Raw genomic sequence first — 26,587 nt, forward strand, 5'->3', positions numbered from 1 at the left:
GCATGTCTCTGCTGTGGGTCCGCCGTCGGCCGGTGCTCGTTCTCCCGCGGCACCGGCCGGCGACTACGCGAGGCTTATTCGACCGATAGTGATCATCTCTTTCGTACGACGACGAAGTCGGCGAGCTCCACGAACTGGGCCCGTACGTGGTCCGGCATGAGGATCGTGTCGAGCGCCTCGATGGCGATGGTGTGCTGGCGGCGCGCCTCCTGGGCGGTCCACTCGCGGCCGCCCGCCTCCTCGATGAGCGCGGCACGTACGGCGAACTCCTCCTCGGAGAAGTTCTCGAAGTCGCTGCTCTTGGCGTCCTCGGCGAGCAGTTCCCCGAGGCGGTCGGAGGCCGGGCCGCCCGCCGCGAGCGCGGCCACGACCGGCAGGGACTTCTTGCGCTGGCGCAGGTCGCTCCAGGTCTGCTTGCCGGTGGCCACCGGGTCGCCCCAGATGCCGAGCAGGTCGTCGACGGCCTGGAAGGCGAGGCCGAGGTGGTAGCCGTACTTCTCCAGCGTGTCGGCGGTGACGTCGTCGGCGCCGCCGAGTACCGCGCCGATGGAGCAGGCGCAGGCGAGCAGGGCGCCCGTCTTGTTGCCCTCCATCTCCAGGCACTCCTCGACGCTGACCCGGTCGCGGTGCTCGTAGGAGATGTCCTGCGCCTGGCCGTCGATCAGGGCGCGGGTGGCGGTGGTCAGTCGGCGCGTGGCACGGCCCGCCTCGACCGTGCCGAGCTCCAGGAGCAGCTCGTTGGCCAGCGCGAACAGGGCGTCGCCGACGAGGATGGCCTGGGCGGGGCCGTGCACCTTCCAGACGGTGTCACGGTGGCGGCGCTGCTCGTCGCCGTCCATCAGGTCGTCGTGCAGGAGCGAGAAGTTGTGCACCAGTTCAACGGCGACCGCGCCCGGCACGCCCACCTCGGGGGCCGCGCCCGCGGCTTCGGCGGACATGACGGCGAGGGCGGGACGTACGGCCTTGCCGCCGTCCCCCTCCGCGGGGTTGCCTTCGGCGTCGATCCAGCCGAAGTGGTAGGCGGCGACGGTGTCCATGGGAGGGGCGAGGCGATTGATGGCCGCCCTCAGTACCGGAGTGGCCAGGGTCCGGCCGCGCTCCAGGAGCGCGGTCACGTCCACCGAGGTCCCTCGGGCGGCCGTCGATGCCGGGGGCACAGTGGGCACAGTCTCTCCTCTTGTGGTGATACGGGGGGTGCGGGGGCCCGCCGCGCTCAGTTCGAGCGTCACGCCGCCTCCTCGAAGAGCTCGAAGAGGTGGTCGCGGGGCCGGCCCAGGGCGCTCAGCGCGGCGTCCGCCGCACTCACGCCACTGCGGACCGCACTCTCCATGGTCGCGGGCCACCCTGTGGCGGTCCACGCGCCGGCCAGGTAGAGGCCGGGTGCCTTGGTGCGGGCGCCGGGCCGCAGCCGCCCGACGCCGGGGGTCGGAGCGAACGTCGCCGTACGCTCCCTGGTCACGAAGAAGTCCCGGACCTCGGCCTCGCGGGTTCCGGGCAGCAGCCGCTCCAGCTCCGGCAGATACCGCTCGCGCAGTGCCGAGACGGGTGCGTCGATCTCGTCCTGCGCGGCCGACTGCGACAGCGCGAGGTACTGGCCGTCCGAGAGCCCGGAGGCCTCGGTCCGGTCGAAGACCCACTGCACCGGCGAGCCGAGCGCGGCGAAGAACGGCCGGCTGAGCACCTTGCGGTCGTAGACGACGTGGATATTGAGGATCGGCGCCGTACCGATGCGGAGGAGCTGTTCAGGGGCGTCGAGGGCGCCTTCGGGCAGCAGATCGTGGGCCCCGCGCTGCGGTACGGCGAGTACGACCGCGTCGGCGTCGAGCGTCTCGCCGGGAACCTGAACGCTCCAACGGCCGTTCCCGTGTTGGGAGATGGAGGTGACCCGTGTCCGGAGTTCGGTACGGACGCCCGCGGAGTCGAGCGCCTTGCGGGCCAGCCGGTCGTGCAGTTCACCCAGCGGGACGCGTGCCCAGCCGATGTCGGCCGCGCCCGGATCGGACAGCAGACCGGTCTTGAACACCATCGCGGCGAGCCCGAGCGAAGCATCGTCGGCCACCGCGTTGAGGGTGGCGACCCCCACCAGGTCCCACAGTGCCTCGATGGCACGCTCCGACTGACCGTGCGCGGCCAGCCAGGTGCCGAAGTTCTGCGCGTCGAGCACCGGATCCGCGAGGTCGAGGCCCTTCAGGGCCAGCGCGGCACGTCCCACTTTGGCGCGCTCGGCGAGCGACAGATGGGGATAGGTCGCGAGGCTTTTCGCCAGATGCAGTGGTACGGGCAGCGCCGTGCGGCCGATTCTGCCGAGTCTGCGTCCGGGTTTCGCCTCGGCGTCGAGAACGGGCACGTCGAGACGATCCTGCAGGGGAGCCAGCTCGGCTCCGTCGACGCGGTCGAGGAACCAGCGGTACGCGGTGCAGCAGCGCAGATACACATGCTGGCCGTTGTCCACGGTGAGGGCGCCGCGCTGGAAGGAGAAGGCCAGCCCGCCGAGGCGCGGCCTGCCCTCCACCAGCGTCACACGCACTCCGGAGTCGGCGAGCGCGAGCGCGGTGGTGATTCCGGCGAGCCCCCCGCCGACCACCACGGCCGTCGCCGGGCGGCTCCGCTGATCCGCGTCGTGCCCCTCGTCCTGCGTCGTGTCGTTCATCGTGCACCTTCCCCCGAGGCCGGGCCGTGCTGATCGAACAGTGCACGGTCGGCCGTTGAAGTCAGGGACGCCGTCCCCGACCGGAGGGTTGCGCGCCGTTTCCCTGGACTTGCGTCATCTTGGGCCAAAGTGTCCATCAAGCGCGCCTCCTGATGGTTCGGCGCGAGACATGCCGGGCGTCGAGGCCGGAAAGGCCCCGCACGGCGACGTACGCCTTCTCGCGGCCGGGCAGTGAGACGCGGCCGCGCAGGACGGCCTCCGGCTCGCGCTCGATGCGGTCGAGGAGGCGGCGGTAGATGCCGGCCATGGCGGCGACACAGGCGCCGCTGCGGCGGTCCAGCATGGGCAGCAGCCGGTAACCCTCCGCGAAAAGCGCGCGGGCCCGTCGCACTTCGAAGTGGACGAGGCCCGCGAAGTCGGAGCCGGCCGGTGGATACGCTCCGTCGAAGCCGGCCGAGCAGCCGAATTTCGCCAGGTCGTCCGCGGGCAGATAGGTACGCCCGTCCTCGGCGTCCTCGCGAACGTCCCTGAGGATGTTGGTGAGTTGCAGCGCGAGCCCGAGCGTGTCGGCGTACTCGGGCGCCCGCTCGGCGCCGCGCGCCCCCGGTTCCGTACCGAACACGCCGAGCGAGAGCCGGCCGATGGCCCCTGCCACGCAGCGGCAGTAGACCCTGAGGTCGTCCCAGGTCTCGTAGGTCTCCCCGCGGACGTCCATGAGGACGCCGTCGATCAGCTCGTCGAGGCCGTCGAGCGGGACCGGGAAGTGGTCCGCCGTGTGGCTGAGGGCGACCGCGACCGGGTCGGTGTCGTCCTCGTCCACGGAGCGGTCGCGGACCCGGGCGAGCAGCGCCCGGGTGTCTTCGAGCCGCGCGGCCTTGACGTCGGGGGCGAGCGTGCCGTCCCCGATGTCGTCGACGCGGCGCGAGAACGCGTACAGCGCCGACATGGCGCGGCGCTTGGGCGTCGGCAGCAGTCTGATGCCGTACGCGAAATTGCGGGCCTGCTGCCCGGTGATCGCCTCGCAGTAGCTGTATGCGGCGAGTACCGGTGCGGACATGTGCGGCGGAGCCTCCACGGTCCGGATCACCCCTCTCCTCGCAGAGTCACTCCCACCTCGCGCAGCAACTGGATCTTGCCGGGCTTGGGCGGGCCGGAAAGTACGTCGTATTCGGCGGCGGCAATCGCACGGATTGCCGCCCTTCCTCCTGCAACGAAGCCCGCGAGCAGCAGCCTCAGCCTGCCGTGGACGCTACCCACGAGGGGGGTGCCTTCATTCAGGAGGTTCCGGGCGCGTTCTGCTTCGTATGCAACCAGTGCGCGCACCGATGCGCCTGCCGTGGCCGGGGCCAGATCCGCCTCCTGGACATGAAAGCGCTTCATGTCCTCGGCGGGCAGATAGATACGGTCGCGGCCCAGGTCCTCGGCCACGTCCTGGAGGTGCTCGACGATCTGCAGTGCCGTGCAGACGGCGTCGGAGCGGCGGACCCGCTCGGGGGTCGAGGTGCCGGTCACCGAGAGGACCAGACGGCCGACGGGGTTCGCGGACAGTTCGCAGTAGGCCACGAGGTCGTCGTAGGTCTCGTACCGCTTGACGAGCTGGTCCTGGCGGTTCGCCGCGATCAGGCCGAGGAAGGGCTCGGGGGTGAGCCCGGTGCGGCGGACCGTCGGCTGGAGGCGGCGCAGGAGCGGGTGGCGCGGCGTCGCGTCGAAGACCCTGTGGAGGTCGGCCTCGAAGGCGTCGAGGAGGAGCAGCCGGTCCTCGGCCTCCTCGGGGGAAACGCCCAGGAGGCGGGCGTCGGCACCGCCGGGGGCCAGGTCGCCGTCACCGATGTCATCCACCAGGCGGGCGAAGCCGTACACGGCCATCAGGTCGGCGCGCCAGGCCCTGGGCAGGAAGAACGGTGCCACGGGGAAGTTCTCGTCCGTGGCCTTGTCCAGGGTGCTGCGCTCCGGGTCACCGGCGCGCGCCGTCCCGGCTGGCGTCACCGCTCACTGCCCGGGCCGGGAACGGCACAAGCGAAGACGGCACGCGCACAGCTGAGCTGGAGAGTTTCCGTAGCCATTGCCGTCACATCTCCCGTTCTACACTGCCGACCCAATACAGACTATTTCGGACACGCCGCCCGGACGTCCGCGCAGCAGACCCTATGCCGGGTGTCGCGCATTATCGCCCTACTTGCCGCGAATCAGCACCGGTACAGCTTACGTTGTACAACCCGCCATGCCTCGTCGGGGTGTCCTGCACATCACAACAACACACCGATTGGCGTCAAGATTCCTAAGGACGCCCAGAGTTGGCGTTTCCTTTGCAGACGCAGGGCCCCGCCGGAACGTTCCGACGGGGCCCTGAGCGATTCGGGCTACTTGCCCGTGAACTTCTCGTACTCCTTGATGACCTCGTCGGTCGGGCCGTCCAGGCGCAGCTCGCCGCGCTCCAGCCACAGCACTCGGTCGCACGTGTCACGGATCGACTTGTTGTTGTGGCTGACGAGGAAGACCGTGCCCGCGCTCTTGCGCAGCTCGCGGATGCGGGCCTCGGAGCGCTTCTGGAAGGAGCGGTCGCCGGTCGCCAGGGCCTCGTCGATCATCAGGACGTCGTGGTCCTTGGCCGCCGCGATGGAGAAACGCAGACGGGCGGCCATGCCGGAGGAGTAGGTGCGCATCGGCAGGGTGATGAAGTCGCCCTTCTCGTTGATGCCCGAGAAGTCGACGATGTCCTGGTAGCGCTCCCTGACCTGCTCGCGGGACATACCCATGGCGAGCCCGCCGAGGATGACGTTGCGCTCGCCCGTGAGGTCGTTCATCAGGGCCGCGTTGACGCCGAGGAGCGAGGGCTGGCCGTCGGTGTAGACGTGCCCCTTCTCAGCGGGGAGCAGTCCCGCGATGGCCCGCAGCAGGGTGGACTTGCCGGAGCCGTTGGAGCCGATCAGGCCGATGGCCTCGCCGCGGAACGCCTTGAAGGAGACGCCCCGGACGGCGTGCACCTTGCGGACGCCACGGTCCTCGCCGCGCTTGATTATGCGGCTGAGGGCCGCGGTGGCGCTGCCCTTGCCGGTCTTGGCGCCGTTGACCCGGTAGACGATGTGCAACTCGTCCGCGATGACGGTGGGGATATGGCCCCCGGTGTTTTCCTCAGCCACGGCCGTAGCGCTCCTCAGCCTTCCAGAAGTACACGAATCCGCCGACGGCGACGAGGAGGGCCCAGCCGGCCGAGACCGCCCACACGTGCGGGGGCAGGTTCTCGGAACCGTAGCCGTCGATCAGCGCGAAGCGCATCAGGTCCATGTAGATGGCGGCCGGGTTCCACTGGAGGATGTCGGCGATCCAGGCGGGGTGCTTCTCCAGCATCACGGGGATCGAGAACATCACGCCGGACGCGTACATCCACGTACGCATCACGAACGGCATGAGCTGGGCGAGGTCCGGGGTCTTGGCGCCCATCCTGGCCATGATCATGGCCAGGCCGGTGTTGAAGAGGAACTGCAGGGCGAGCACCGGGACGATCAGGAGCCAGGACAGGCCCGGGTAGCTGCCGAAGCCGACCGCCACGACGAACAGCACGATCATCGAGAAGAGCAGCTGCTGGAGCTGCTGCAGCGAGAACGAGATCGGCAGCGCGGCGCGCGGGAAGTGCAGCGCCCTGACCAGGCCGAGGTTCCCGGAGATCGCGCGGACGCCCGCCATCACCGAGCTCTGGGTGAAGGTGAAGACGAAGACCCCCGTCACCAGGAACGGGATGTAGACCTCCTGCGGCATGCCGCGGTCGGCACCCAGGATCAGGCCGAAGATCAGGAAGTACACGAGTGCGTTCAGCAGCGGTGTGGCCACCTGCCAGAGCTGGCCGAGCTTGGCCTGGCTGTACTGGGCGGTCAGCTTCGCCTGCGAGAAGGCAAGGATGAAGTGACGCCGTCCCCAGAGCTGGCGGACGTACTCGACGAGTCCGGGCCGGGCGCCGCTGACGGCAAGCCCGTACTTGGCGGCGAGGTCCGCCGCGGAGAGCCCTTCATCGGGCGACGGAGGAGCGCTCACCGCGACACCACCGTCATGCGTTGTCTCACTCACAAGTGGAAACTTTCGTCCTCAAGATACGCAGCCTGGTCGGGCGTAGGCCAAAGCCAGGGACCGGGGTACGGCCCGAATGCTCTCAGATTTCGAGCTTGTCAGATGACGGGTGGCCGGCCCAGTCTGGTCAGGCGCCATACCGTACGCCACTTCATGGGGCGCCGGGGGCCGCACGGACTGGTCCAGCCCTCCTTGAAACCACCGAACCAGGCTCTCAGCGCGGGGCGGGAGGGGCGTCGGGCGAGGGTCAGCAGCATCCACACGCCGAGGTACACGGGAACCAGCGGCGCGGGCAGATTGCGACGGGCCAGCCAGACACGGTTCCGGGCGACCATCCGGTGGTAGATCGCATGCCGTGACGGGGCGGTCGTGGGGTGGTACAGCACCATGTCCGAGCGGTAGTCGATCATCCAGCCCGCGTCGAGGGCACGCCAGGCGAGGTCGGTCTCCTCATGGGCGTAGAAGAACTCGTCGGGCAGTCCGCCGACCTGGCCGAGCACCTTCGTACGGACGGCGTTGGCGCCGCCGAGGAAGGTGGTGACGCGTGAGTTGCGCATCGGGTCGGAGGCGCGCAGCCGGGGCACGTGGCGGCGCTGGGTGATGCCGGTCTCGGGGTCGGCGATGCGGAAGCTGATGATGCCGAGCTCCGGGTCGGCGTCGAAGGCCTGCCGGCAGAGCTCCGCGGTGTCGTGGTTGGCGAGGAGGCCGTCGTCGTCCAGGAAGAGAAGGACGTCCACGTCGGTGCCGCCGGGGCCGAACGCCTCGATGCCGACGTTGCGGCCGCCGGGGATACCGAGGTTCTCGGCCAGCTCGACCGTCCGTACGCCCGCGGGGACGTCCGGTACGGGCGAGCCGTTGCCGACCACGACCACCTCGACCGGGTCGCCGTCCTGCTTGGCGACCGAGTCGAGGAGGGCGCGGAGTTCGTCAGGGCGGTTGCCCATGGTGATGATCACCGCGCCGACCTTCATGGACGTGCTCACTTCAGCCTGCTCGAAGCCAGGATGGACACCAGGTGCAGCACGGTCTGCAGCATCGCGATGCCGGCCAGGACCGCGACGCCGAGCCGCGAGAAGAACAGGTCGTCCCGGACCGTGTCCAGGACCGCGAGGACCAGAATCAGCAGGGAGGCCTCGATACCGAGGACGAGCCGGTGGAACTTGAGCGCGCCCGCGGCCCGGCGGGCCAGCGCCATGCCGGAGGAGCGCGGCTCGGACGCAGACTCCTGGACCGGCTCCTTGCCGGTCTGGTGCCTGGCGACCCCGACGAGGTCCGTCTCGGACTTGATCAGAACGGCGCCGAGGGCGGCCAGGGTGCCGAGGAAGGCCCACAGCCAGTCGATCCGCCCGGTGCCCCACAGGTCCGCGGCGCGCAGGCCGAAGCCGACCAGCACCGCGGCGTCGCACAGGTAGGCGGCGACACGGTCGACGTACACCCCGGTCATCGAGTACTGCTTGCGCCAGCGGGCGATCTCGCCGTCGACGCAGTCGAACAGCAGGTACAGCTGGACCATCAGTACGCCGAGCAGGGCGCCCGGGATGCCCGGCACCAGCAGGGCCGGGGCGGCGAGCACGCCGAAGACGGTCATCACGTAGGTCAGCTGGTTGGGCGTGACCCGGGTGTTCACCAGGTGCCGGTCGATGCGCAGCGAGATCTCGCGCATGTAGAGCCGGCCTCCCCAGTGCTCGCCGCTCCGCCGGTCCTTCACACCCGGGGGGTGGACGACCGGGCGGAGCTCAGCTACCGATGGCTTTTGCATAGTCGGCGTATGCGTCCCTGATCTGGTCGGTGGACAGGTCGAGGTGTTCGAGGATCGTGTAGCGGCCCGGCCTGGTCGACGGAGCGAACTCCACGACCTGGACGAACTCGTCCACGGTGAAGCCGATCTCCTCCGGGAGAACGGGGAGGCCGTGGCGGTGGAGGACCTCCGTCATGTACCCGGCCGTCTCGTGGTCGCCCCGCAGGAACGTGGCGAACGCTCCGCCGAGGCCGCACTGCTCGCCGTGGAGGGCGCTGCGCTTGGGGAAGCTGAGGTCGAACGCGTGGCTGATCTCGTGGCAGGCGCCGGATGCCGGTCGGCTGTCACCGGCCACCGACATCGAGATGCCGCACAGGACCAGCGCCTCCGAGAGCGTCGTCAGGAAGGGGTCGTCACCGACACCTCCCGGGTGGCGCAGCACCGCTTCCGCGGCCTGACGGGCCATGGCGGCGGCCAGGCCGTCGACCTGCTCGCCGTTCTCCCGGTGCGACAGCTCCCAGTCGGCCACGGCGGAGATCTTGCAGATCACATCGCCGATACCGGCCCGTACGAATCGCACCGGAGCCTCGCGGATGACATCGAGGTCGATGACGATGGCGATCGGGTTGGGCACACCGTACGAGCCTCGGCCCGCGTCGTTGTCGAGCGTGGCGACCGGCGAGCAGAGACCGTCGTTCGCCAGGTTCGTGGCCACCGCGACGAGCGGCAGGCCCACGCGAGCCGCGGCGTACTTCGCGCAGTCGATGACCTTGCCGCCACCGAGTCCGACGACGGCGTCGTAACGGCCGGCCTTCTTGATCGAGTCGGCGAGACGGACCGCTCCGTCGATGGTGCCGTCGGCGTCGCAGAACCAGTCCGCCTCGGGAAACGCAGGGGCGAACCGCTCACGCAGGACCCGGCCGGAGCCGCCGCTGATGGCGAAGGCCAGTCGGCCGGAGGGCGCGATGCGCTGGTCGGTCAGGATCGTCGCCAGATCGTCGAGCGCTCCCGGCCGAATGTCCACGACGACCGGCGAGGGGATGAGCCTCGTCAGTACTGGCACGCGATCACGCGTCCCTTGGCGAGGTCGTCGTGGTTGTCGATCTCGACCCACTTGACGTCGCCGATGGGGGCCACGTCGATACGGAAGCCGCGGTTCACGAGCTCCTGGTAGCCGTGCTCGTAGAACTGCTGCGGGTCGGTCTCGAAGACCGTCTTGAGCGCGTCGGCCAGTTCGTCGGCCGCGTCGCCCTCGATGAGGGTCACGCCGATGTACTCACCGGTCGCCTCGGCCGGGTCCATCAGCTTGGTGATCTTGGTCATGCCGCCCTCGGGGCCGACGACGACCTTCATCTCCTCGTCGGCGAGGGACTTCACCGTGTCGAGGGCGAGGATGATCTTCTTGCCGTCGCCGCGGGCGGCGAGCAGGGTCTTCTCGACGGAGACCGGGTGCACGGTGTCGCCGTTGGCGAGGATCACCGAGTGCTTGATGGCGTCACGGCCGCACCACAGGGAGTAGGCGTTGTTCCACTCCTCGGCCTTGTCGTTGTCGATCAGGGTGATCTTGACGCCGTACTTCTTCTCCAGCGCCTCGCGACGCTCGTAGACGGCTTCCTTGCGGTAACCGACGATGATCGCGACCTCGGTCAGGCCGATCTCGGCGAAGTTGCCGAGCGTGAGGTCGAGCACGGTGATGCTGTCCTCGTTGCCCTCGGGTCCCACCGGCACCAGCGCCTTGGGCAGGGTGTCGGTGTAGGGGCGCAGACGCCGTCCGGCGCCGGCAGCCAGCACGAGGCCGATCATGCGGGTTCTCCTTCATCGTGTACGGCGGGTGCGCCGAGTTTGTGGGCGGTCACCCAGAAGCGGATGCTCTCGACGAGCACCACGAGCGCCACGGCCACGGCGAGAGCCGTGAGCGCGACCTTGAAATCTGTGGCGGTGAGCAGCGCGGCCAGGACGGTGACCAGCAGCGTCCTGCCTTCGTGCCCGCCGATCGCCCGCACCAGCCAGTGCGGCGGCGCGCCGGCGTTGCCGCGGATGCGGTACACCGTGTCGTAGTGATGGTAGGCGACGGCCGCCACCAGCCCGAAAGCCGCAGGAAGGGCTCCGTTCACATCGGCTTTGGCCGCCAGTACCAGAACGGTCCCGTATTCGGCCGCCCGGAACAGCGGGGGAACCAGCCAGTCGAGAGCGCCCTTGAGGGGGCGTGCGACGACTTCCGCCGACACCAGGACGTACACGGCGGCGCACAGGACCACCGACCATCCCGGTCCGTCGATCCAGGCCGCGAGCACCAGGACGACGGCACCGGCCACGGCGAGGAGCTGTGCCACGACACGGGGACCGCTCGGCAGGATGCGCACGAGCAACTCGGCCAGGGGCCCGCTGTCCGCGAGGTCCGCCAGCGCCTGGGCGGCCCGGTCGGTGCGCTGTGCCTTGCGGGTCAGGGACCTGAGCACCCGGCCCGCGGTCGTGTACGTCGCGGCGAAGGCGCAGCCGATCAGCAGTACGTAGAAGGTGATGCGGGGCGTCGTGACCGCCGTGAGCACGGCGATCATCGCCCAGCGCTCGCCGATGGGCAGGACGATCATCCGGCGGACCCAGACCGTCCAGCCGACGCTGTCGAGCCTGCCGGAAAGGGCCGCGGTGGGGCTGGTGTTGGCGGTGGCGTCGTGGTTCGCCTCGTTGAAGGAGAAGTCGACGACGTGCCGGCAGGTCTGCAGGACCATCGCGCCGAGGGCGAGCGCCCATACGTCGTCGCCGCCGCGGGCCGCGCCGAGGGCGAGGCCCGCGTAGTAGGCGTACTCCTTGGCGCGGTCGAAGGTCGCGTCGAGCCAGGCGCCGAGCGTGGAGTACTGCAGGGAGTAGCGGGCGAGCTGGCCGTCCGTGCAGTCGAGGACGAAGGAGAAGAGGAGCAGCAGTCCGGCGGCGACGAAGCCGGCGCGGGTGCCGGTCGCCGCGCAGCCGGCCGCGATCAGCGCTGTGATCAGCGAGGCCGTGGTGACCTGGTTCGGCGTGAAGCCGCGGCGGGCGCACCAGCGGGCGAGGTAGCGGGAGTACGGGCTGATGCAGTACGTCGTGAAGAAGCCGTCGCGGGACTTCACGGCCGTACGCAGCCTGATCGCCTCGTCGTCCACGACGGTGACGGCCTGCCGGGCCTCGTTGCGGGCCTGCGGGTCCCTCGGAACCTCGGCGACGAGTTCGCCCAGCTCGGGGCGGTACAGGTCGGTGTCGAGGACCTCCGCGATCCGCTCGGCGAGGATGCCGACGACCACCGAGCCGTTCGAGGCGTCCTCGGAGGCGGTGCGCAGCGCGCGGGTCAGGGCCGGACGGGCCGCGGGCCGGGCGGTGACGGCGCCGGGGATCGCGGCGGCGTCGAAGCGCGGGTCGGTCAGGCCGAGCCGCAGCGCGTGGACGTGCCCGACGAAGCGGGCGTCGACGACGGCGACCCGCTGGTTCGCGGGGACGGCGGCGAGGAGCGTCTCGGCGTCGGCCGCGTCAGTGGCGACCCGCACGTCGAAGCCGAGCGACCGGAGATCGTTCTCGAGCGACGACCCGGGAACCGGCTGACCGGTGAGGATGGCGGTCGACAGACGAACTCACTCCTCTGGGTTCCGGCGTACGCCGACGCCGGGCATGTGCGTGGTGGGGGGCGCCCCAGGCCGGGGACGGCCGGGCAGCGTGTCGGCAGAGGCTATCGGATGATGGGAACGGACCGTTCACCGGCCGTTCACGGCCCGATCAACAGAGTCTGCTGTGCCGCGTCCGCCGCGATCATCATCAGGGATCCGGGCCCCGGCCCACAAACCACGGCGGATTCCACCGCAATTCACGGCATAGCTCTCGTGCCGGTCCACGTGGTCGCGTACCCCGCCTCGTGACCCGCACACCGAACCGGCCGTGCGCGTACCGGCATAGGGTTGGCGTCCATGACATGGCTGATCACAGGCGGAGCTGGATACATCGGGGCACACGTGGTGCGTGCCATGACCGGGGCCGGGGAGCGCGTGGTCGCGCTGGACGACCTCTCGGCCGGCGTCCCCGCGCGGCTGCCCGACGACATTCCTCTGGTCCAGGGCTCGTCGCTGGACGGGGAGCTGCTGAAGCGGGTGCTCGCCGAGCACGCGGTGACGGGTGTGGTGCATCTGGCCGCGCGCAAGCAGGTCGGCGAGTCCGTGGCCCAGCCCACGCGCTACTACCAGGAGAACGTCGGAGGACTCGCCACACTCCTGGAGGCGGTCGCCGGGGCGGGCATCGAGCGCTTCCTCTTCTCCTCCTCCGCCGCCGTCTACGGCAACCCGGATGTGGATCTCATCACGGAGGACACCCCCTGCGTCCCGGTGAACCCCTACGGCGAGACAAAGCTCACCGGTGAGTGGCTGGTGCGGGCGGCGGGCCGCGCGCACGGCATCTCGACGGTGTGCCTGCGCTACTTCAACGTGGCGGGCGCGGCCACGCCCGAGCTGGCGGACACCGGCGTCTTCAACGTGGTCCCGATGGTCTTCGACCGGCTCACCCGCGACGAGGCCCCGCGGATCTTCGGCGACGACTATCCGACGCCGGACGGCACCTGCGTACGCGACTACATCCACGTCGCCGACCTCGCCGAGGCACATCTCGCGGCGGCCCGGCGGCTGACCTCGGCGGGCGGCGGGGGCGATCCGGGCCGTCCAGACGGTCCGGGCGACCTGACGGTCAACATCGGCCGCGGCGAAGGAGTTTCGGTCCGCGAGCTCGTGACGCTCATCGGCGAGGTCAGCGGTGACAGCCGTCCGGCGATCGTCGAGCCGCGCCGGCCTGGCGACGCCCCGCGCGCGGTCGCCTCGGCCGCCCTGGCCGCCGAGAAGCTGGAGTGGACCGCGCGCCGCGGGGTGCGCGAGATGGTCGAGTCGGCCTGGGAGGGCTGGCGGCTGCACCACTCCGGATGACCCGCCGGACGACTGGCCGGACGATCTGGTCGCCGCTCTGACCTGCGGAGCGTTTCCGCAGGTCAGAGCTATGACAACGGTGTTCAGTACCGCGTTGCACATACCCCCCACCCGTAGTTCACTGGAGATCGCCGACAGGGCGTCGGGGCGATTTCGGAGGGTGGTTCTCATGGGGGCCGGTCACAGTCACGGGCATGCGCACGGCGCCGCCGGCGGGGGCACGGCGGCAGCGGCGTACCGCGGGAGGCTGCGCGTCGCGCTGTGGATCACGCTCACCGTCATGGTGGTCGAGATCGTCGGCGGAATCGTCGCGAACTCGCTCGCGCTCGTCGCGGACGCGGCACACATGGCGACGGACGCGCTCGGCCTCGCCATGGCGCTGCTCGCGATCCACTTCGCGAGCCGCCCGCCGAGCGGAAACCGCACCTTCGGGTACGCGCGCGCCGAGATACTCGCCGCGCTCGCGAACTGTCTGCTGCTGCTCGGTGTGGGCGGGTACGTCCTGTATGAGGCGATCCAGCGCTTCGTGACCCCGGCGGAGACCGAGGGCGGGCTGACCGCCGTGTTCGGCCTGATCGGTCTGGTCGCGAACATGGTCTCGCTGTCACTGCTGATGCGTGGGCAGAAGGAGAGCCTGAACGTGCGCGGCGCGTTCCTGGAGGTCGCCGCGGACGCGCTGGGCTCGCTGGCGGTGCTGGTCTCCGCGCTTCTCGTCCTGACCACGGGCTGGCAGGCCGCCGACCCGGTCGCCTCGATCGTCATCGGCCTGATGATCGTTCCTCGTACGTGGAAGCTGCTGCGGGAGACGCTGAACGTGCTCCTGGAGGCGGCGCCCGAGGACGTCGACATGGCTGCGGTGCGGTCGCACATCCGTGCGCTGCCGGGTGTGGAGGACGTCCACGATCTGCATGCCTGGACGATCACCTCGGGGCTGCCGGTGCTCTCCGCGCACGTGGTCGTCGGAGCCGAGGCCCTCGACACCATCGGCCACGAGAAGATGCTGCACGAGCTGCGGGCGTGCCTCGGCGACCACTTCGATGTGGAGCACTGCACCTTCCAGCTGGAGCCCGAAGGGCATGCGGCGCACGAGATGCGTCTCTGCCACTGAGCTGCGGGGACGGGCGGGGCATACGTCCGGTGACGGAGGCGACACGCGCGCGTGAGGGCGGTCGGGGGGAGCGGCGTACCGACTTCGGGTTACGGCATCCGGCCCGGATTCCGGGTGCCGGAGGCGGTGGCGACGGCACCTGACCGGACGGTTCCGGCCGGGTGGCACCGGGCACGATCAGGTATCCGGCCGCTTTCGGCGTCCGACCGGCGCCGGCCGCGATGCCCGGTTCGGCCGAGGGGCGGAACCGGACATGCGGGACTCCGCGTGATGCCGGGAGTGCCGGTTTCGTACGGCAGACTTGGGGCTTGAAGACCGATGCGAAGGATGGGTATGCCGATCACACCTGCCACCGCGACGCACAGTTCGTCGAACGGCACCGCCGAAACCATCTTGCTCGAACTGGTCGACGAGGACGGCACCACGATCGGCACGGCGGAGAAGCTCACGGCCCATCAGCCGCCCGGGCAGCTGCACCGGGCGTTCTCCGTCTTCCTCTTCGACGAGCGGGGGCGGCTGCTGCTCCAGCAGCGGGCTCTCGGCAAGTACCACTCCCCCGGTGTCTGGTCCAACACGTGCTGCGGTCATCCGTACCCCGGCGAGGCGCCCTTCGCGGCGGCCGCGCGGCGGACGTACGAGGAGCTGGGGGTCTCGCCGTCGCTGCTCGCCGAGGCGGGGACCGTGCGGTACAACCACCCCGATCCGAAGTCGGGGCTGGTGGAGCAGGAGTTCAATCACCTGTTCGTTGGGATGGTGCAGTCTGCTGTGCGGCCGGATCCGGAGGAAGTGGGGTCCACGGCGTTCGTGACCGCGGGGGAGCTTGTGGAGCGGCATGCGGAGGATCCGTTCTCCGCGTGGTTCATGACTGTGCTGGATTCGGCTCGGCCGGCGATTCGGGAGTTGACCGGGGCCGCTGCCGGCTGGTGACCGCCCGTATCCGATATGGCTGCAGGCCCGTTGTGGCTTGTCGCGCAGTTCCCCGCGCCCCTAGAGGGGCGCGGGTGTGAGAGGCAGTGCCGACCAGATCACCTTGCCGCCCGTCGCCGTGTGCTCCACGTCGCAGACTCCGCCCGCCTCCCTCGTGACCTCGCGGACCAGGAGGAGGCCCCGGCCGCCGGTCTGGCCGTGGTCGGCCTCCAGGGCGGTCGGGCGGTAGGGGTGGTTGTCCTCGACCGAGACGCGCACCCACTCGGCACCGACGGCGATCTCCACTGCGAGCATCGGGGAGAGCAGTGCCGCGTGCCGGACGGCGTTGGTGACCAGCTCCGAGACGATCAGCAGGAGCCCCTGGACCAGCTCGTCCGAGACGGGTACGCCCTGGCGGGCCAGCAGGTCACGGACGGCGTGCCGCGCCTGAGGTACCGAGGCGTCGACGGCGGGAGCGGTGAACCGCCAGACCCCCTCGTACGGCAGCGGGCCCGGCGGTCTGACGTCGGGAGGCATCTCCCCGCCGCCTTCAGGGCGTGGGCCGGACCCCCGCCCCTGGTCGTCCATCGTCCGGTCGCCGCCCTTGCGCTCGATTGTCACCACACGTCGAGTGTTGGTAACGCGCTGGTCCGTACCGGATAACTGAACAGAAGTCAGCGAGTATCGGCGATTTCTGATCGCCGATGCGTGACACCGTCAGCTGTGGGACCGGTCCTGTCCGTCTTGTGCCGAATCCGGAACTCTTCGGGTTGTACGGGTTTGCTCCGGGACGCGACTCATGACGCGCCGCCCGCCGCACCCGGTCGCTATCACCTCTGGGCCTGCTTGATCGTGCGTTCGACCAGGGCGGATAGCATCCGGCGTATGGAGCCGCAGCTGCTGCACAGCGTCGCCGACGGGGTCGCCACCGTCGTCATCCACCATCCGGCGAAGCGCAACGCCATGACGGCGGACATGTGGCGGGCTCTGCCGCCCCTGCTCGGCACACTGGCCGCCGACCCCGCCGTACGCGTGCTCGTGCTGACCGGTGAGGGCGGGACGTTCTGTGCGGGGGCCGACATCTCCTCGCTGCGGGGTTCGTCGGGCGAGGCACAGGGGCTGGCGGTGCGGGCCGAGGATGCGCTCGCCGCGTTTCCGAAGCCGACGCTCGCCGCCGTACGCGGCTACTGCGTGGGCGGTGGGTGTCAGCTCGCGGCGGCGTGCGATCTGCGGTTCGCGGACGAGGAGGCGTCGTTCGGGATCACCCCGGCGAAGCTCGGCATCGTCTACGCGGCCTCCTCCACCCGGCGGTTGGTGTCCCTCGTGGGGCCCGCCACCGCCAAGTACCTGTTGTTCTCGGGTGAGTTGATCGGTGCGGAGCGTGCGCTGCGCACCGGGCTCGTTGACGAGGTGCTGCCCGGCGACGAACTCGACAAGCGGGTCGCGGAGTTCAGCCGGATCCTCGTCTCGCGTTCTCAGTTGACGCAGGCCGCGGCGAAGGAGTTCGCCGACGGGCGCATGGACCGGGACGCCCACTGGGCGCGGCAGGCGCGCGAGGGCGGCGACACCGCGGAAGGGGTCGCCGCCTTCCTGGAGCGCCGGCTGCCCGTCTTCACCTGGACCACGCCCGAGTCCGGGCCCCCGTCTACGCCACGCTGAACCGGCTGTCCGAGCGGTACCGCTCGACGAGGTGGGCCGGGGCCTTCTGCGGTGAGCCCGCGTCATAGGGCGGCTGCGGGTCGTACTCCGTCAACAGCTGTACCGCCTGGGCCTGTTCGTCGCCCGCGATCCTGCCGAGCAGTGTGAGCCCCATGTCGATGCCGGACGAGACGCCGGCCGCCGTGACGTACTTGCCGTCGGTCACGACCCGCTCCCCGGTCGGCTCGGCACCGAAGTTCTTCAGGTGGTCGAGGGCCAGCCAGTGGGAGGTCGCGCGGCGGCCCTCCAGGAGCCCGGCCGCCGCGAGCAGCAGTGAACCGGTGCACACGGATGTCGTCCAGGTGCTCGTCCTGTCCGCCGCGCGCAGCCAGTCGAGGAGCACCTCGTTCTCCATCTGCGGGGTCTGGCCGGGGCCGCCTGAGACCACGACGATGTCCGGGGTCGGGACCTCTGCGAGGGTCTTGTCGGCGGTGATGGCCAGGTTGCCGGTGTCCGTGCGGACGGGTCCCCGGTGCTCGGCGACGAAGACCGTTTCTGAGCCTGGGAGGCGGCCGAGGGTTTCGTAGGGGCCTACCGCGTCGAGGGCTGTGAAGCGGTCGAAGAGGACGATGGCGATTTGCAAGGGTGCCTTTCCGTTTGGGGGGCGGGCGTTGGTGGGTGATCTGCGGGTCGTCGTGGGCTGGTCGCGCAGTTCCCCGCGCCCCTATCGGGGCGGGTGTGGGCCGGTGCCCACCTCCCGAGCCGGCGCCGGTCGGAAGCGGCGGCGGTATTCCGCCGGAGGTGCGCCCAGGGTTCTGATGAAGGCTCGGCGCATTGCCTCCGGGGTGCCGTAGCCGCTTGCCCGGGCTATCTGTTCGATGCCGTCCGTGGTGTCCTCCAGGAGGCGGCGGGCGTGTTCGAGGCGGACGGTGTCGACGTAGCGGCCGGGGGTCATGCCCGTCTCGGACTGGAAGGCGCGGGCGAAGTGGCGGGGCGAAAGGCGGGCGCGGGCCGCGAGCGACTCGACGCACAAGTCGTCGCCCGGGTGCTCGGTGATCCAGTGCTGGACCTCGCGGAGCGGTTCGCGGCCGGCCGTCTGCGCGGAGAGCTGGGCGCTGAACTGGGCCTGGTTCCCGGGGCGCCGGAGGAAGACGACGAGGTACCGGGCGACGCTGAGCGCGGCGTCCCGGCCGAGGTCCTCCTCGACCAGTGCGAGGGCGAGGTCGATCCCGGCGGTGACACCGGCCGAGGTGGCCACCTGGCCGTCGCGTACGTAGATGGGGTCCGGGTCGACCTCGATGGCCGGGTGGTCGCGGGCGAGCCGGTCGCAGTACGCCCAGTGGGTCGTCACGCGGCGGCCGTCCAGGAGGCCCGCCTCGGCGAGCAGGATCGCGCCGGTGCAGACGGAGACCAGACGGTCGGCGCGCGGGCCGTGCTCCCGCAGCCAGTCGACCACGCGCGGATCGGGACCGCGCGTGCCCCTGCCTCCGGGAACGAGCAGGGTGTGCGGCGCCGGGGCCTCGGTCAGGGTGTGGTCCGGGACGAGGGTCAGGCCGCTGGAGGTGCGTACGGGAGCGCCGTCCAGGGAGGCGGTGCGGATGCGGTACGTCTCTCCGGGCTCGCCGGCGTAGGTGTCGGCGCCGGTGAATACCTCCACGGGGCCCGTGACGTCGAGGCTCTGGACGCCGTCGAAGAGGAGTACGAGGACGGTTCGGTACGCCATGTGTCGATTCTTCGTGGGCGGCGGGGTGGCCGCAATGACGAACATCCCACCTTTCCTGCCATCGAGGCCCATGCAGAGCCATGCAGAGGGCTGAACGGCCGCCCCTATCGTCGCCCCGCCATTCCGTACGTACCAACCAGTCGGTAACGTGCCCGGTATGACCACTGCCCTGCCGGACCGCGCCGGACGCCGATGTCACAACGTCCTCAATCCCCTGCACTCGGCCCACTACTTCTCGCCCGATCTCGAGGAGCAGCTGGCCGGGGTCGGTGTCACGGATCCCAGGGCCGCGTACTTCGCGGTGCGTGCGGCGGCCATGGGGTCGGTGGGCGCGGGCACGGTGACGGCGACGTTCTACAACTTCCGCCACGACCTCGTCGCGCGGCACGTGCCCGAGGTGTGGCGGAGCGCCTCTCCGGAGGTGGTGCTCGCGGCACGCGCGCGTGCCGTGGACGCGACACTGCGGCGGCTGCTCGGGGACGAGATGATCGCGTCCAAGGAGGTCGCCGAGGCGGCGGAGCTCGCGCTGCGCGCGGCCGAGGCGTGCACCCGTACCGCCCGCCCGCTGTACGCCGCGCACGCCGATCTGCCGGTCCCCGGCGAGCCGCACCTCGCGCTGTGGCACGCTGCCACGCTGCTGCGCGAGCACCGCGGCGACGGGCATCTCGCGGTGCTGCTCGACGCGGAGCTCGACCCCCTGGAGGCGCTGGTGAGCCACACCGCGACCGGCAAGGGGATGGCCCCCAGGTGGGTCCTCGCCACGCGCGGCTGGGCCCGCGAGGACTGGGACGCGGCGGTGGTCCGGCTCCGGGGACGTGGACTGCTGAACGCCGAGGGCGAGTTGACGGAGGCCGGGGTCGCCCTCCGCAAGGAGATCGAGTCGCGGACGGACCGCCTCGACGCGGCTCCGTACGAGCACCTGGGCTCCTCGGGCGTCGAACGCCTCACCGAGCTGGCCACGGGGCTGCTCATGGCGGCGATGGCCGCGGGGGCGTTCCCGGAGGGCATGATCGGCAAGCACTGAGCATGGCGGGCAGCGGCAGAGGGCCGCTGTCGTCGGGCACGCGCGCGTGGTTTGCAGGTGGCGCTCGCGCGGCCATGGTTCGGATCCCCTGTTCGAGGTACTCGTACGTCTTCCGGCCGTGCCGGCCGGGAGACGAAAGGGGAAAAACGTGTTCCGTGCCATCGCAGACGTGCTGCGGCAGATCGGTGGAGCCATCGCCACGGTGGTGACGCTGCCGTTCCGGGCCCTGGCCCGGCTGTTCGGCGGCGCCTCCCAGTCGACGCGCGGCGGGCGGGGTCGCAGGGCCTGACAACCGACTGCCACCGGAGCCGGAGACGCCACGGGCGTGTCCGGCTCCCGGCATGTCCGCCGCCGCGTCGAGACCCTGTTCGCCGCCCTGATCCCCCGTTGTCGGTGCCACCTGCCACAATTGCCGCGCAACCTCAGTCAAGAAGGCGGTACGGGATCGTGACGACACCCCTCGTAGGGTCCATCGAAGGCAGGATCGCCGAGGAACTCGGCGTACGGGAGCGGCAGGTCAAGGCCGCCGTCGACTTGCTCGACGGCGGATCGACGGTGCCCTTCATCGCCCGCTACCGCAAGGAAGCGACCGAGATGCTCGACGACGCGCAGCTGCGCACGCTCGAGGAACGGCTGCGCTATCTGCGGGAGCTGGAGGAGCGGCGCACGGCGATCCTCGACTCGGTGCGCGAGCAGGGCAAGCTCACCGACGAGCTGGAGGCGCAGATCCGTGGCGCCGAGACCAAGGCGCGGCTGGAGGACATCTACCTGCCGTTCAAGCCGAAGCGGCGCACGAAGGCGCAGATCGCCCGTGAGGCGGGCCTGGAGCCGCTGGCCGAGGGGCTGCTCGGCGACCCGTCCGTCGACCCGGTCGCCGCGGCCACGGCCTTCGTGGACGCCGACAAGGGCGTCGCCGACCCGCAGGCCGCCCTGGACGGCGCCCGCGCGATCCTCACCGAGCGGTTCTCGGAGGACGCCGACCTGATCGGCGAGCTGCGCGAGCGCATGTGGGTGCGGGGCCGGCTGGCCGCCAAGGTGAAGGACGGCAAGGAGGAGGCGGGCGCCAAGTTCGCCGACTACTTCGACTTCGCCGAGCCCTTCACCGATCTGCCCTCGCACCGGATCCTCGCCATGCTGCGCGGCGAGAAGGAGGAGGTTCTGGACCTCGTCCTGGAGCCCGAGGAGCCTTCCGAACAGCCCGGCCCGTCGTCGTACGAGGGGATCGTCGCCCACCGTTTCGGGATCGCCGAGCGCGGCCGTCCCGCCGACAAGTGGCTGACGGACACGGTCCGTTGGGCCTGGCGCACCCGGCTGCTCGTGCACCTCGGCATCGACATGCGGATGCGGCTGCGGACGGCCGCCGAGGACGAGGCGGTCAACGTCTTCGCGGCGAACCTCCGCGACCTGCTGCTCGCCGCCCCGGCGGGCACACGCTCCACCCTGGGCCTCGACCCGGGTTTCCGTACGGGTGTGAAGGTGGCCGTGGTCGACGCCACCGGCAAGGTCGTCGCCACGGACGTCATCTACCCGCACGTCCCGGCGAACAAGTGGGACGAGGCCGTCGCCAAGCTCGCCCGCCTCTCCAAGGAGCACGCGGTCGAGCTGATCTCCATCGGCAACGGCACGGCGTCCCGCGAGACCGACAAGCTCGCCGGTGAACTCATCGCCAAGCACCCGGAGTTGAACCTCACGAAGGTGATGGTGTCCGAGGCGGGCGCGTCCGTGTACTCGGCGTCGGCGTTCGCCTCGGCGGAGCTGCCCGGCATGGATGTGTCGCTGCGCGGCGCCGTCTCCATCGCCCGCCGCCTCCAGGACCCGCTCGCCGAGCTGGTCAAGATCGACCCGAAGTCGATCGGCGTCGGCCAGTACCAGCACGACCTGTCCGAGGTGAAGCTCTCCCGCTCCCTGGACGCGGTCGTGGAGGACTGTGTGAACGGCGTGGGCGTGGACGTGAACACCGCCTCGGCCCCGCTGCTCTCCCGGGTCTCCGGCATCACCTCCGGACTCGCCGAGAACATCGTGGCGCACCGCGACACGAACGGCCCCTTCACCTCGCGTACGGCGCTGAAGAACGTGGCACGGCTCGGCCCCAAGGCGTACGAGCAGTGCGCGGGCTTCCTGCGGATCCGTGGCGGTGACGACCCGCTGGACGCGTCCAGCGTGCACCCCGAGGCGTATCCCGTGGTGCGGCGGATGGTGAAGACGGCGGGCAGCGAGGTCGCCTCGCTGGTCGGGAACACGGGTGTGCTGCGGTCCCTGAGGCCGGACGACTTCGTGGACGAGACGTTCGGTCTGCCGACCGTGACCGACATCCTGAAGGAGCTGGAGAAGCCGGGGCGCGACCCGAGGCCCGCCTTCAAGACGGCCACCTTCAAGGACGGCGTGGAGAAGATCTCCGACCTGGCCCCCGGGATGGTCCTCGAAGGCGTCGTGACGAACGTGGCCGCCTTCGGTGCCTTCGTCGACGTCGGCGTCCACCAGGACGGTCTGGTGCACGTCTCCGCGATGTCCAAGACGTTCGTCAAGGACCCGCGGGACGTGGTGAAGTCCGGTGACATCGTCAAGGTGAAGGTCCTTGAGGTCGACATCCCGCGCAAGCGGATCTCGCTGACGCTGCGGCTGGACGACGAGGCGGTGGCCTCCGGCGAGGGGCGGCAGGACCGGGCTCAGCGGGGTGGGCGGCCGCCTCAGCGGGCGCCTCAGCGGCAGGGCGGCCGTGCCGGTGGTGGCGGTGGCGGGGGGTCCCGTCAGGCGCCTCCGCCCGCCAACAGTGCGATGGCGGATGCCTTGCGGCGGGCGGGGCTTGGTGATTCCAAGAAGGGGAAGCGTTGAGTTCTGGCTGCGGGTGAGTGGGGGCTGGTCGCGCAGTTCCCCGCGCCCCTTTCGGGGCGCGCCTGCGCGGCCCCCACTAGCGCTCCGTCACCTTGCCCGACGCCACCTCCAGGCGGCGGGTCGTGTGGACCGCGTCCAGCATGCGGCGGTCGTGGGTGACCAGGAGCAGCGTGCCCTCGTACGAGTCGAGGGCCGACTCCAGTTGTTCGATGGCCGGCAGGTCGAGGTGGTTGGTCGGCTCGTCGAGGACGAGGAGGTTGACGCCCCGGCCCTGGAGGAGGGCCAGGGCCGAGCGGGTGCGTTCGCCCGGGGAGAGCGTGGCGGCCGGGCGCAGGACGTGCTCCGCCTTGAGGCCGAACTTGGCCAGCAGGGTGCGGAGTTCGGCGGGCTCGGTGTCGGGCACGGCCGCGGCGAACGCGTCGATCAGCGCCTCCGGGCCATGGAACAGCTTGCGGGCCTGGTCGACCTCGCCGACGATCACGCCGGAGCCGAGGGTGGCGTGGCCGGAGTCCAGGGGCACCCGGCCGAGCAGCGCCCCGAGCAGGGTCGACTTGCCCGCGCCGTTCGCGCCGGTGACGGCGACCCGGTCCGCCCAGTCGATCTGGAGCGTGGCCGGGCCGAAGCTGAAGTCGCCCCGCCTGACCTCGGCGTCCCGCAGGGTGGCGACCACTGCGCCGGACCGCGGGGCGGCCGCGATCTCCATCCGCAGTTCCCACTCCTTGCGCGGCTCCTCCACCACGTCGAGCCGCTCGATCATGCGCTGGGTCTGCCGGGCCTTCGCGGCCTGCTTCTCGCTGGCCTCGCTGCGGAACTTGCGGCCGATCTTGTCGTTGTCGTTGTTCGCCTTGCGCCGGGCGTTCTTGACGCCCTTGTCCATCCAGGAGCGCTGCATCTGGGCCCGCCCTTCGAGCGCGGTCCGCTTGTCGGCGTACTCCTCGAAGTCGTCACGGGCGTGCCGACGGGCGACGTCCCGCTCCTCCAGATAGGCCTCGTAGCCGCCGCCGTACAGCTTGATCTGCTGCTGGACGAGGTCGAGTTCGAGGACCTTGGTGACCGTGCGGGTGAGGAACTCGCGGTCGTGGCTGACGACGACCGTGCCGGCGCGCAGGCCGGAGACGAAGCGTTCGAGGCGCTCCAGGCCGTCCAGGTCGAGGTCGTTGGTCGGCTCGTCGAGCAGGAACACGTCGTAGCGGGAGAGGAGGAGGGAGGCGAGTCCGGCGCGGGCGGCCTGGCCGCCGGAGAGGGCGGTCATCGGGTGGTCCAGGCCGACGGCGAGGCCCAGCGAGTCGGCGACCTCCTCGGCCCGCTCGTCGAGGTCGGCACCGCCGAGGTCGAGCCAGCGCTCCAGGCTCGTCGAGTACGCGTCGTCCGAACCCGGTGCCCCGTCGACGAGTGCCTGTGTGGCCTCGTCCATCAGCCGCTGGGCCTCGGTGACGCCCGTGCGGCGCGCCAGGAAGTCCCGGACGGTCTCGCCGGGCCTGCGCTCCGGCTCCTGCGGAAGATGGCCGACGGTCGCGGCCGGCGGGGAGAGCCGCAGCTCGCCCTCCTCGGGTGTGAGCAGCCCGGCGAGCATCCGCAGGAGGGTGGACTTGCCCGCGCCGTTGGCACCGACGAGACCGATCACGTCACCGGGCGCGACGACGAGGTCGAGCCCGGAGAAGAGCGAGCGGTCGCCGTGGCCGGCGGCGAGGTTCTTGGCGACGAGGGTGGCAGTCATCAGAGGGCGATCCTAATCGCCCGGCCACGCGCGTCCGCCAACGGTTTTGGCGCACGCCTTTCGCGCACACCAATATCGGGGGGGGCTCCCTGCGCGCCCCGGGAGGTCAGCGCACCATCGCCTCCACCAGCACGCCTCCCGATGTGCGCGCCACGATGAACGAGTCTCCCTTCGTGGCCTTCGCGTCCAGGGCGAGCCGGTGGCGGCCCGCTTCCAGGACGCCGTCGAAGACCTCGTACATGTGCGTGCGGTAGAGGCGGTCCAGGCGGTACGCGGTCAGCTGGACCCGGCAGGTGGAGGTGACCTCGACGCCCGCCTCGCCGTCGGCGGCGACCAGCCGGGTCAGACGGCGCTGTTCCCGGGGGCTGCGGTCCAGGGCGTTCTCTATCTGGGCGACCAGGAGCGGGACGATCGGGGCCAGGCCCTCGACGTACGCGACCTCGGCGCCCGCGTGCTCGAAGGACTGCCGTACGGCGGCACGTTCCTGCTCGGTGACCGCGCGGCCGAAGGCGACGGCACCGTACGTGCGCAGTTCGTCGGCGGAGATGTCGGTGGCGTCCTGGGCGGTCTCGGCTCCGATGCCGATGATGCGCAGGGCGGCGGCGAGCTTGGCCAGGACGGCGGCCCTGGCGCCGATGAGCAGGACCCTGCGGCGCTCGCCGGCGGTGCCGGTGAGCAGCGAGCCCAGGGCGGCGCGGTACTCCTCGCCGTGGAAGAGGAACGGGCCGATGCCGTGATAGCCGTTCCGCTCCAGATCCGCGTGTTCGTCGGTCTGCCAGGCGAAGTCGCGCCATACGTAGTCGTCGCCGTGCCGTTCGATCGCGGCGGTCACGGCGCCGCACCCGAGGTCCTCGCACTCGGGGCAGCCGTAGATGACGTACCGGCCGCCCTCCAGCGGGGCGTCGGCTTCCAGGAGGAGACTGCGTACCTGTGCGGTGAAGATCGCGGGTGGTACGTCGGAGGCGAGGGGGGACACGGCGTCGAGGTCGGAGAGCTGGTAAAGCAGCGGGCGTCCGTCGACGATGAAGTCGACGAAATCCCGGTGCGCTTGGTAGTCACCGTTGGCAAGGACTCCACCGGCACGCATCGCCGGTGCCAGGCCGAAGGTCGCGTACTCGGCAGACATGGTGTGAGTATCCCCAGAGTGAGCGCTGTCTGAGCACGGCATGACACATTCCGCTACCGTCCCCGCGTGACGAGGGATCGAAGCGGTGACGTAATCGTGGTCGGCAGCGGGGTCATAGGGCTCACGACGGCCGTCGTTCTGGCCGAGAGCGGCAGGCGGGTGCGGGTCTGGACTCGGGAGCCCGCCGAGGGAACCACCTCGGCGGTTGCGGGCGCACTGTGGTGGCCGTACAGCGTCGAACCGCTTGAACTCGCCCGCGCGTGGGCCCTGGAGTCACTTTCCGTGTACGAGGAGTTGGCGGCGCGGCCCGACGAGACGGGCGTACGCATGGTCGAGGGCGTACTGGGTGGGTCGCGGCTGGACGAGCAGGGGCCGTGGGCGGCCGCTCGGCTGCCGGGGCTTCGGGCGTCCACGCCCGAGGAGTACGCGGGGACCGGGCTGTGGGCCCGGCTGCCGTTGATCGACATGCCGGTGCAGTTGGGGTGGCTGCGTGAGCGGTTCCTGCGGGCGGGCGGGGCGGTCGAGGTGCGGGCCGTGACCGATCTCGCCGAGGCGGAGGCGGAAGCGCCGGTGGTCGTCAACTGCACGGGGCTTGGCGCCCGGGAGCTCGTACCGGATGCCGCGGTTCGGCCCGTGCGGGGGCAGCTTGTGATCGTGGAGAACCCCGGTGTGCGCAGTTGGCTCGTCTCGACGGATGCCGTCGCCGGGACGACCACCTATCTCTTTCCTCAGCCCGACCGGTTGGTGCTGGGTGGGACGACCGAGGAGGGCGAGTGGTCGCTGACGCCTGATCCGGCGGTGGCTGCGCGGATTGTTGAGCGGTGTGCGGGGTTTTGGCCCGCGGTGGCGCGGGCGCGGGTGTTGGAGCATCGGGTCGGGTTGCGGCCGGTGCGGTCGGCGGTGCGGTTGGAGCGGGAAGTTCGGGGTGGGGGTGGGGGTGGGGTGTTGGTGCACAACTATGGGCATGGTGGGGCGGGGGTGACTGTGGCTTGGGGGTGTGCGCGGGTGGCTGCCGGGCTTGCCTTTGGCTGAGCGCCGTGTGGGGTGCCCTTTGCGGGGCACCCCACAGGAACGGTCGCATTTTGGCTGCGGGCCGGACGTGGCTGGTCGCGCAGTTCCCCGCGCCCCTGAAAGA

General features: G+C 70.7%; 25 protein-coding genes. 8 read left to right on the top strand and 17 right to left on the bottom strand.

The annotated features are described in order from the left end of the window. Positions 1 to 92 precede the first annotated feature (92 nt). The 12 genes from ACFWXQ_RS04305 to ACFWXQ_RS04360 all read right to left on the bottom strand — a co-directional run bounded on the left by ACFWXQ_RS04305 (position 93) and on the right by ACFWXQ_RS04360 (position 12,043). The gene (locus ACFWXQ_RS04305; RefSeq protein WP_383951460.1) at positions 93 to 1,229 is read right to left on the bottom strand and encodes a polyprenyl synthetase family protein; all 1,137 of its coding nucleotides are present in this window, start codon (positions 1,227 to 1,229) and stop codon (positions 93 to 95) included. Further along, a complete protein-coding gene (hpnE, locus tag ACFWXQ_RS04310; protein WP_383951463.1) occupies positions 1,226 to 2,650 on the bottom strand; it encodes a hydroxysqualene dehydroxylase HpnE in 1,425 nt (474 codons plus the stop codon). Before hpnE ends, ACFWXQ_RS04305 begins: the two co-directional genes overlap by 4 nt. Continuing rightward, positions 2,647 to 2,787 (bottom strand): DUF6380 family protein, encoded by a 141-nt coding sequence (locus ACFWXQ_RS04315; protein ID WP_383951466.1) that lies wholly within the window; start codon positions 2,785 to 2,787, stop codon positions 2,647 to 2,649. The genes hpnE and ACFWXQ_RS04315 overlap by 4 nt, the downstream gene beginning before the upstream one ends. Further along, positions 2,787 to 3,707 carry a presqualene diphosphate synthase HpnD gene (gene hpnD, locus ACFWXQ_RS04320; RefSeq protein WP_384090545.1) on the bottom strand — a complete coding sequence of 307 codons (921 nt, stop codon included), beginning with the start codon at positions 3,705 to 3,707 and terminating at the stop codon, positions 2,787 to 2,789. The genes ACFWXQ_RS04315 and hpnD overlap by 1 nt, the downstream gene beginning before the upstream one ends. Before the next feature lie 26 nt (positions 3,708 to 3,733). Continuing rightward, positions 3,734 to 4,636, bottom strand: a complete 903-nt coding sequence (gene hpnC / locus ACFWXQ_RS04325; protein ID WP_386267476.1) for a squalene synthase HpnC — start codon at positions 4,634 to 4,636, stop codon at positions 3,734 to 3,736. A 374-nt stretch (positions 4,637 to 5,010) separates the two neighbouring features. Continuing rightward, positions 5,011 to 5,790, bottom strand: a complete 780-nt coding sequence (locus tag ACFWXQ_RS04330; RefSeq protein WP_383952298.1) for an ABC transporter ATP-binding protein — start codon at positions 5,788 to 5,790, stop codon at positions 5,011 to 5,013. Next, positions 5,783 to 6,712, bottom strand: a complete 930-nt coding sequence (locus ACFWXQ_RS04335) for an ABC transporter permease (RefSeq protein WP_190227418.1) — start codon at positions 6,710 to 6,712, stop codon at positions 5,783 to 5,785. Before ACFWXQ_RS04335 ends, ACFWXQ_RS04330 begins: the two co-directional genes overlap by 8 nt. A 98-nt stretch (positions 6,713 to 6,810) precedes the next feature. Further along, on the bottom strand, positions 6,811 to 7,695 hold the full coding sequence (locus ACFWXQ_RS04340; RefSeq protein ID WP_383952296.1) for a glycosyltransferase family 2 protein: 885 nt from the start codon (positions 7,693 to 7,695) through the stop codon (positions 6,811 to 6,813). Beyond that, positions 7,692 to 8,471: a CDP-alcohol phosphatidyltransferase family protein gene (locus tag ACFWXQ_RS04345; RefSeq protein WP_359938524.1), complete on the bottom strand. Its 780-nt coding sequence runs from the start codon at positions 8,469 to 8,471 to the stop codon at positions 7,692 to 7,694. The genes ACFWXQ_RS04340 and ACFWXQ_RS04345 overlap by 4 nt, the downstream gene beginning before the upstream one ends. Further along, the gene (locus tag ACFWXQ_RS04350; protein WP_383952294.1) at positions 8,449 to 9,513 is read right to left on the bottom strand and encodes an iron-containing alcohol dehydrogenase family protein; all 1,065 of its coding nucleotides are present in this window, start codon (positions 9,511 to 9,513) and stop codon (positions 8,449 to 8,451) included. Before ACFWXQ_RS04350 ends, ACFWXQ_RS04345 begins: the two co-directional genes overlap by 23 nt. Continuing rightward, positions 9,501 to 10,253, bottom strand: a complete 753-nt coding sequence (locus ACFWXQ_RS04355) for a sugar phosphate nucleotidyltransferase (RefSeq protein WP_383952292.1) — start codon at positions 10,251 to 10,253, stop codon at positions 9,501 to 9,503. Before ACFWXQ_RS04355 ends, ACFWXQ_RS04350 begins: the two co-directional genes overlap by 13 nt. Beyond that, positions 10,250 to 12,043: a DUF5941 domain-containing protein gene (locus tag ACFWXQ_RS04360; RefSeq protein WP_386267516.1), complete on the bottom strand. Its 1,794-nt coding sequence runs from the start codon at positions 12,041 to 12,043 to the stop codon at positions 10,250 to 10,252. The genes ACFWXQ_RS04355 and ACFWXQ_RS04360 overlap by 4 nt, the downstream gene beginning before the upstream one ends. A 336-nt stretch (positions 12,044 to 12,379) precedes the next feature. Here ACFWXQ_RS04360 and galE point away from each other — a divergent pair, with 336 nt between their 5' ends. The 3 genes from galE (at position 12,380) to idi (ending at position 15,413) form a co-directional block, all read left to right on the top strand. Continuing rightward, entirely contained in the window at positions 12,380 to 13,378 is a 999-nt protein-coding gene (gene galE / locus ACFWXQ_RS04365; protein WP_383952290.1) for a UDP-glucose 4-epimerase GalE, read from the top strand. 169 nt (positions 13,379 to 13,547) lie between these two features. Further along, positions 13,548 to 14,486: a cation diffusion facilitator family transporter gene (locus ACFWXQ_RS04370; protein ID WP_383952288.1), complete on the top strand. Its 939-nt coding sequence runs from the start codon at positions 13,548 to 13,550 to the stop codon at positions 14,484 to 14,486. Positions 14,487 to 14,819: 333 nt separating this feature from the next. Beyond that, complete coding sequence (gene idi / locus ACFWXQ_RS04375; protein ID WP_383952285.1) at positions 14,820 to 15,413, top strand: isopentenyl-diphosphate Delta-isomerase; 594 nt, start codon at positions 14,820 to 14,822, stop codon at positions 15,411 to 15,413. Between the two features lie 60 nt (positions 15,414 to 15,473). Here idi and ACFWXQ_RS04380 read toward each other — a convergent pair whose 3' ends face one another. Beyond that, positions 15,474 to 15,980 carry an ATP-binding protein gene (locus ACFWXQ_RS04380; RefSeq protein ID WP_383952302.1) on the bottom strand — a complete coding sequence of 169 codons (507 nt, stop codon included), beginning with the start codon at positions 15,978 to 15,980 and terminating at the stop codon, positions 15,474 to 15,476. 297 nt (positions 15,981 to 16,277) lie between these two features. On the opposite strand from ACFWXQ_RS04380, the gene ACFWXQ_RS04385 reads away from it, so the two are divergent. Then, entirely contained in the window at positions 16,278 to 17,051 is a 774-nt protein-coding gene (locus ACFWXQ_RS04385) for an enoyl-CoA hydratase/isomerase family protein (RefSeq protein ID WP_383952283.1), read from the top strand. Here ACFWXQ_RS04385 and ACFWXQ_RS04390 read toward each other — a convergent pair. Then, positions 17,038 to 17,673 carry a DJ-1/PfpI family protein gene (locus ACFWXQ_RS04390; RefSeq protein WP_383952281.1) on the bottom strand — a complete coding sequence of 212 codons (636 nt, stop codon included), beginning with the start codon at positions 17,671 to 17,673 and terminating at the stop codon, positions 17,038 to 17,040. The two genes, ACFWXQ_RS04385 and ACFWXQ_RS04390, sit on opposite strands and share 14 nt — an antisense overlap. Positions 17,674 to 17,754: 81 nt before the next feature. Further along, positions 17,755 to 18,753, bottom strand: coding sequence for a GlxA family transcriptional regulator (locus ACFWXQ_RS04395; RefSeq protein WP_383952279.1), 999 nt, complete (start codon positions 18,751 to 18,753; stop codon positions 17,755 to 17,757). A 157-nt stretch (positions 18,754 to 18,910) separates the two neighbouring features. Between ACFWXQ_RS04395 and ACFWXQ_RS04400 the strand changes: the two genes are divergently transcribed. The 3 genes from ACFWXQ_RS04400 to ACFWXQ_RS04410 all read left to right on the top strand — a co-directional run bounded on the left by ACFWXQ_RS04400 (position 18,911) and on the right by ACFWXQ_RS04410 (position 22,609). After that, positions 18,911 to 19,777: a hypothetical protein gene (locus ACFWXQ_RS04400; protein WP_383952277.1), complete on the top strand. Its 867-nt coding sequence runs from the start codon at positions 18,911 to 18,913 to the stop codon at positions 19,775 to 19,777. 148 nt (positions 19,778 to 19,925) lie between these two features. Then, positions 19,926 to 20,066 carry an LPFR motif small protein gene (locus ACFWXQ_RS04405; RefSeq protein ID WP_189839553.1) on the top strand — a complete coding sequence of 47 codons (141 nt, stop codon included), beginning with the start codon at positions 19,926 to 19,928 and terminating at the stop codon, positions 20,064 to 20,066. 158 nt (positions 20,067 to 20,224) lie between these two features. Beyond that, complete coding sequence (locus tag ACFWXQ_RS04410) at positions 20,225 to 22,609, top strand: Tex family protein (protein WP_386267481.1); 2,385 nt, start codon at positions 20,225 to 20,227, stop codon at positions 22,607 to 22,609. 76 nt (positions 22,610 to 22,685) lie between these two features. On the opposite strand, the gene ACFWXQ_RS04415 is transcribed toward ACFWXQ_RS04410, so the two are convergent. Together ACFWXQ_RS04415 and ACFWXQ_RS04420 are read right to left on the bottom strand one after the other, a co-directional pair. After that, the gene (locus ACFWXQ_RS04415) at positions 22,686 to 24,326 is read right to left on the bottom strand and encodes an ABC-F family ATP-binding cassette domain-containing protein (protein WP_384090577.1); all 1,641 of its coding nucleotides are present in this window, start codon (positions 24,324 to 24,326) and stop codon (positions 22,686 to 22,688) included. Positions 24,327 to 24,432: 106 nt separating this feature from the next. Beyond that, positions 24,433 to 25,452 carry an oxidoreductase gene (locus ACFWXQ_RS04420; protein WP_383951597.1) on the bottom strand — a complete coding sequence of 340 codons (1,020 nt, stop codon included), beginning with the start codon at positions 25,450 to 25,452 and terminating at the stop codon, positions 24,433 to 24,435. A gap of 66 nt (positions 25,453 to 25,518) precedes the next feature. Between ACFWXQ_RS04420 and ACFWXQ_RS04425 the strand changes: the two genes are divergently transcribed. Next, on the top strand, positions 25,519 to 26,484 hold the full coding sequence (locus tag ACFWXQ_RS04425; protein ID WP_383951600.1) for an FAD-dependent oxidoreductase: 966 nt from the start codon (positions 25,519 to 25,521) through the stop codon (positions 26,482 to 26,484). Positions 26,485 to 26,587 lie beyond the last annotated feature (103 nt).

Source organism: Streptomyces sp. NPDC058697, from assembly GCF_042715345.1.
GTDB lineage: Bacteria > Actinomycetota > Actinomycetes > Streptomycetales > Streptomycetaceae > Streptomyces > Streptomyces liliifuscus.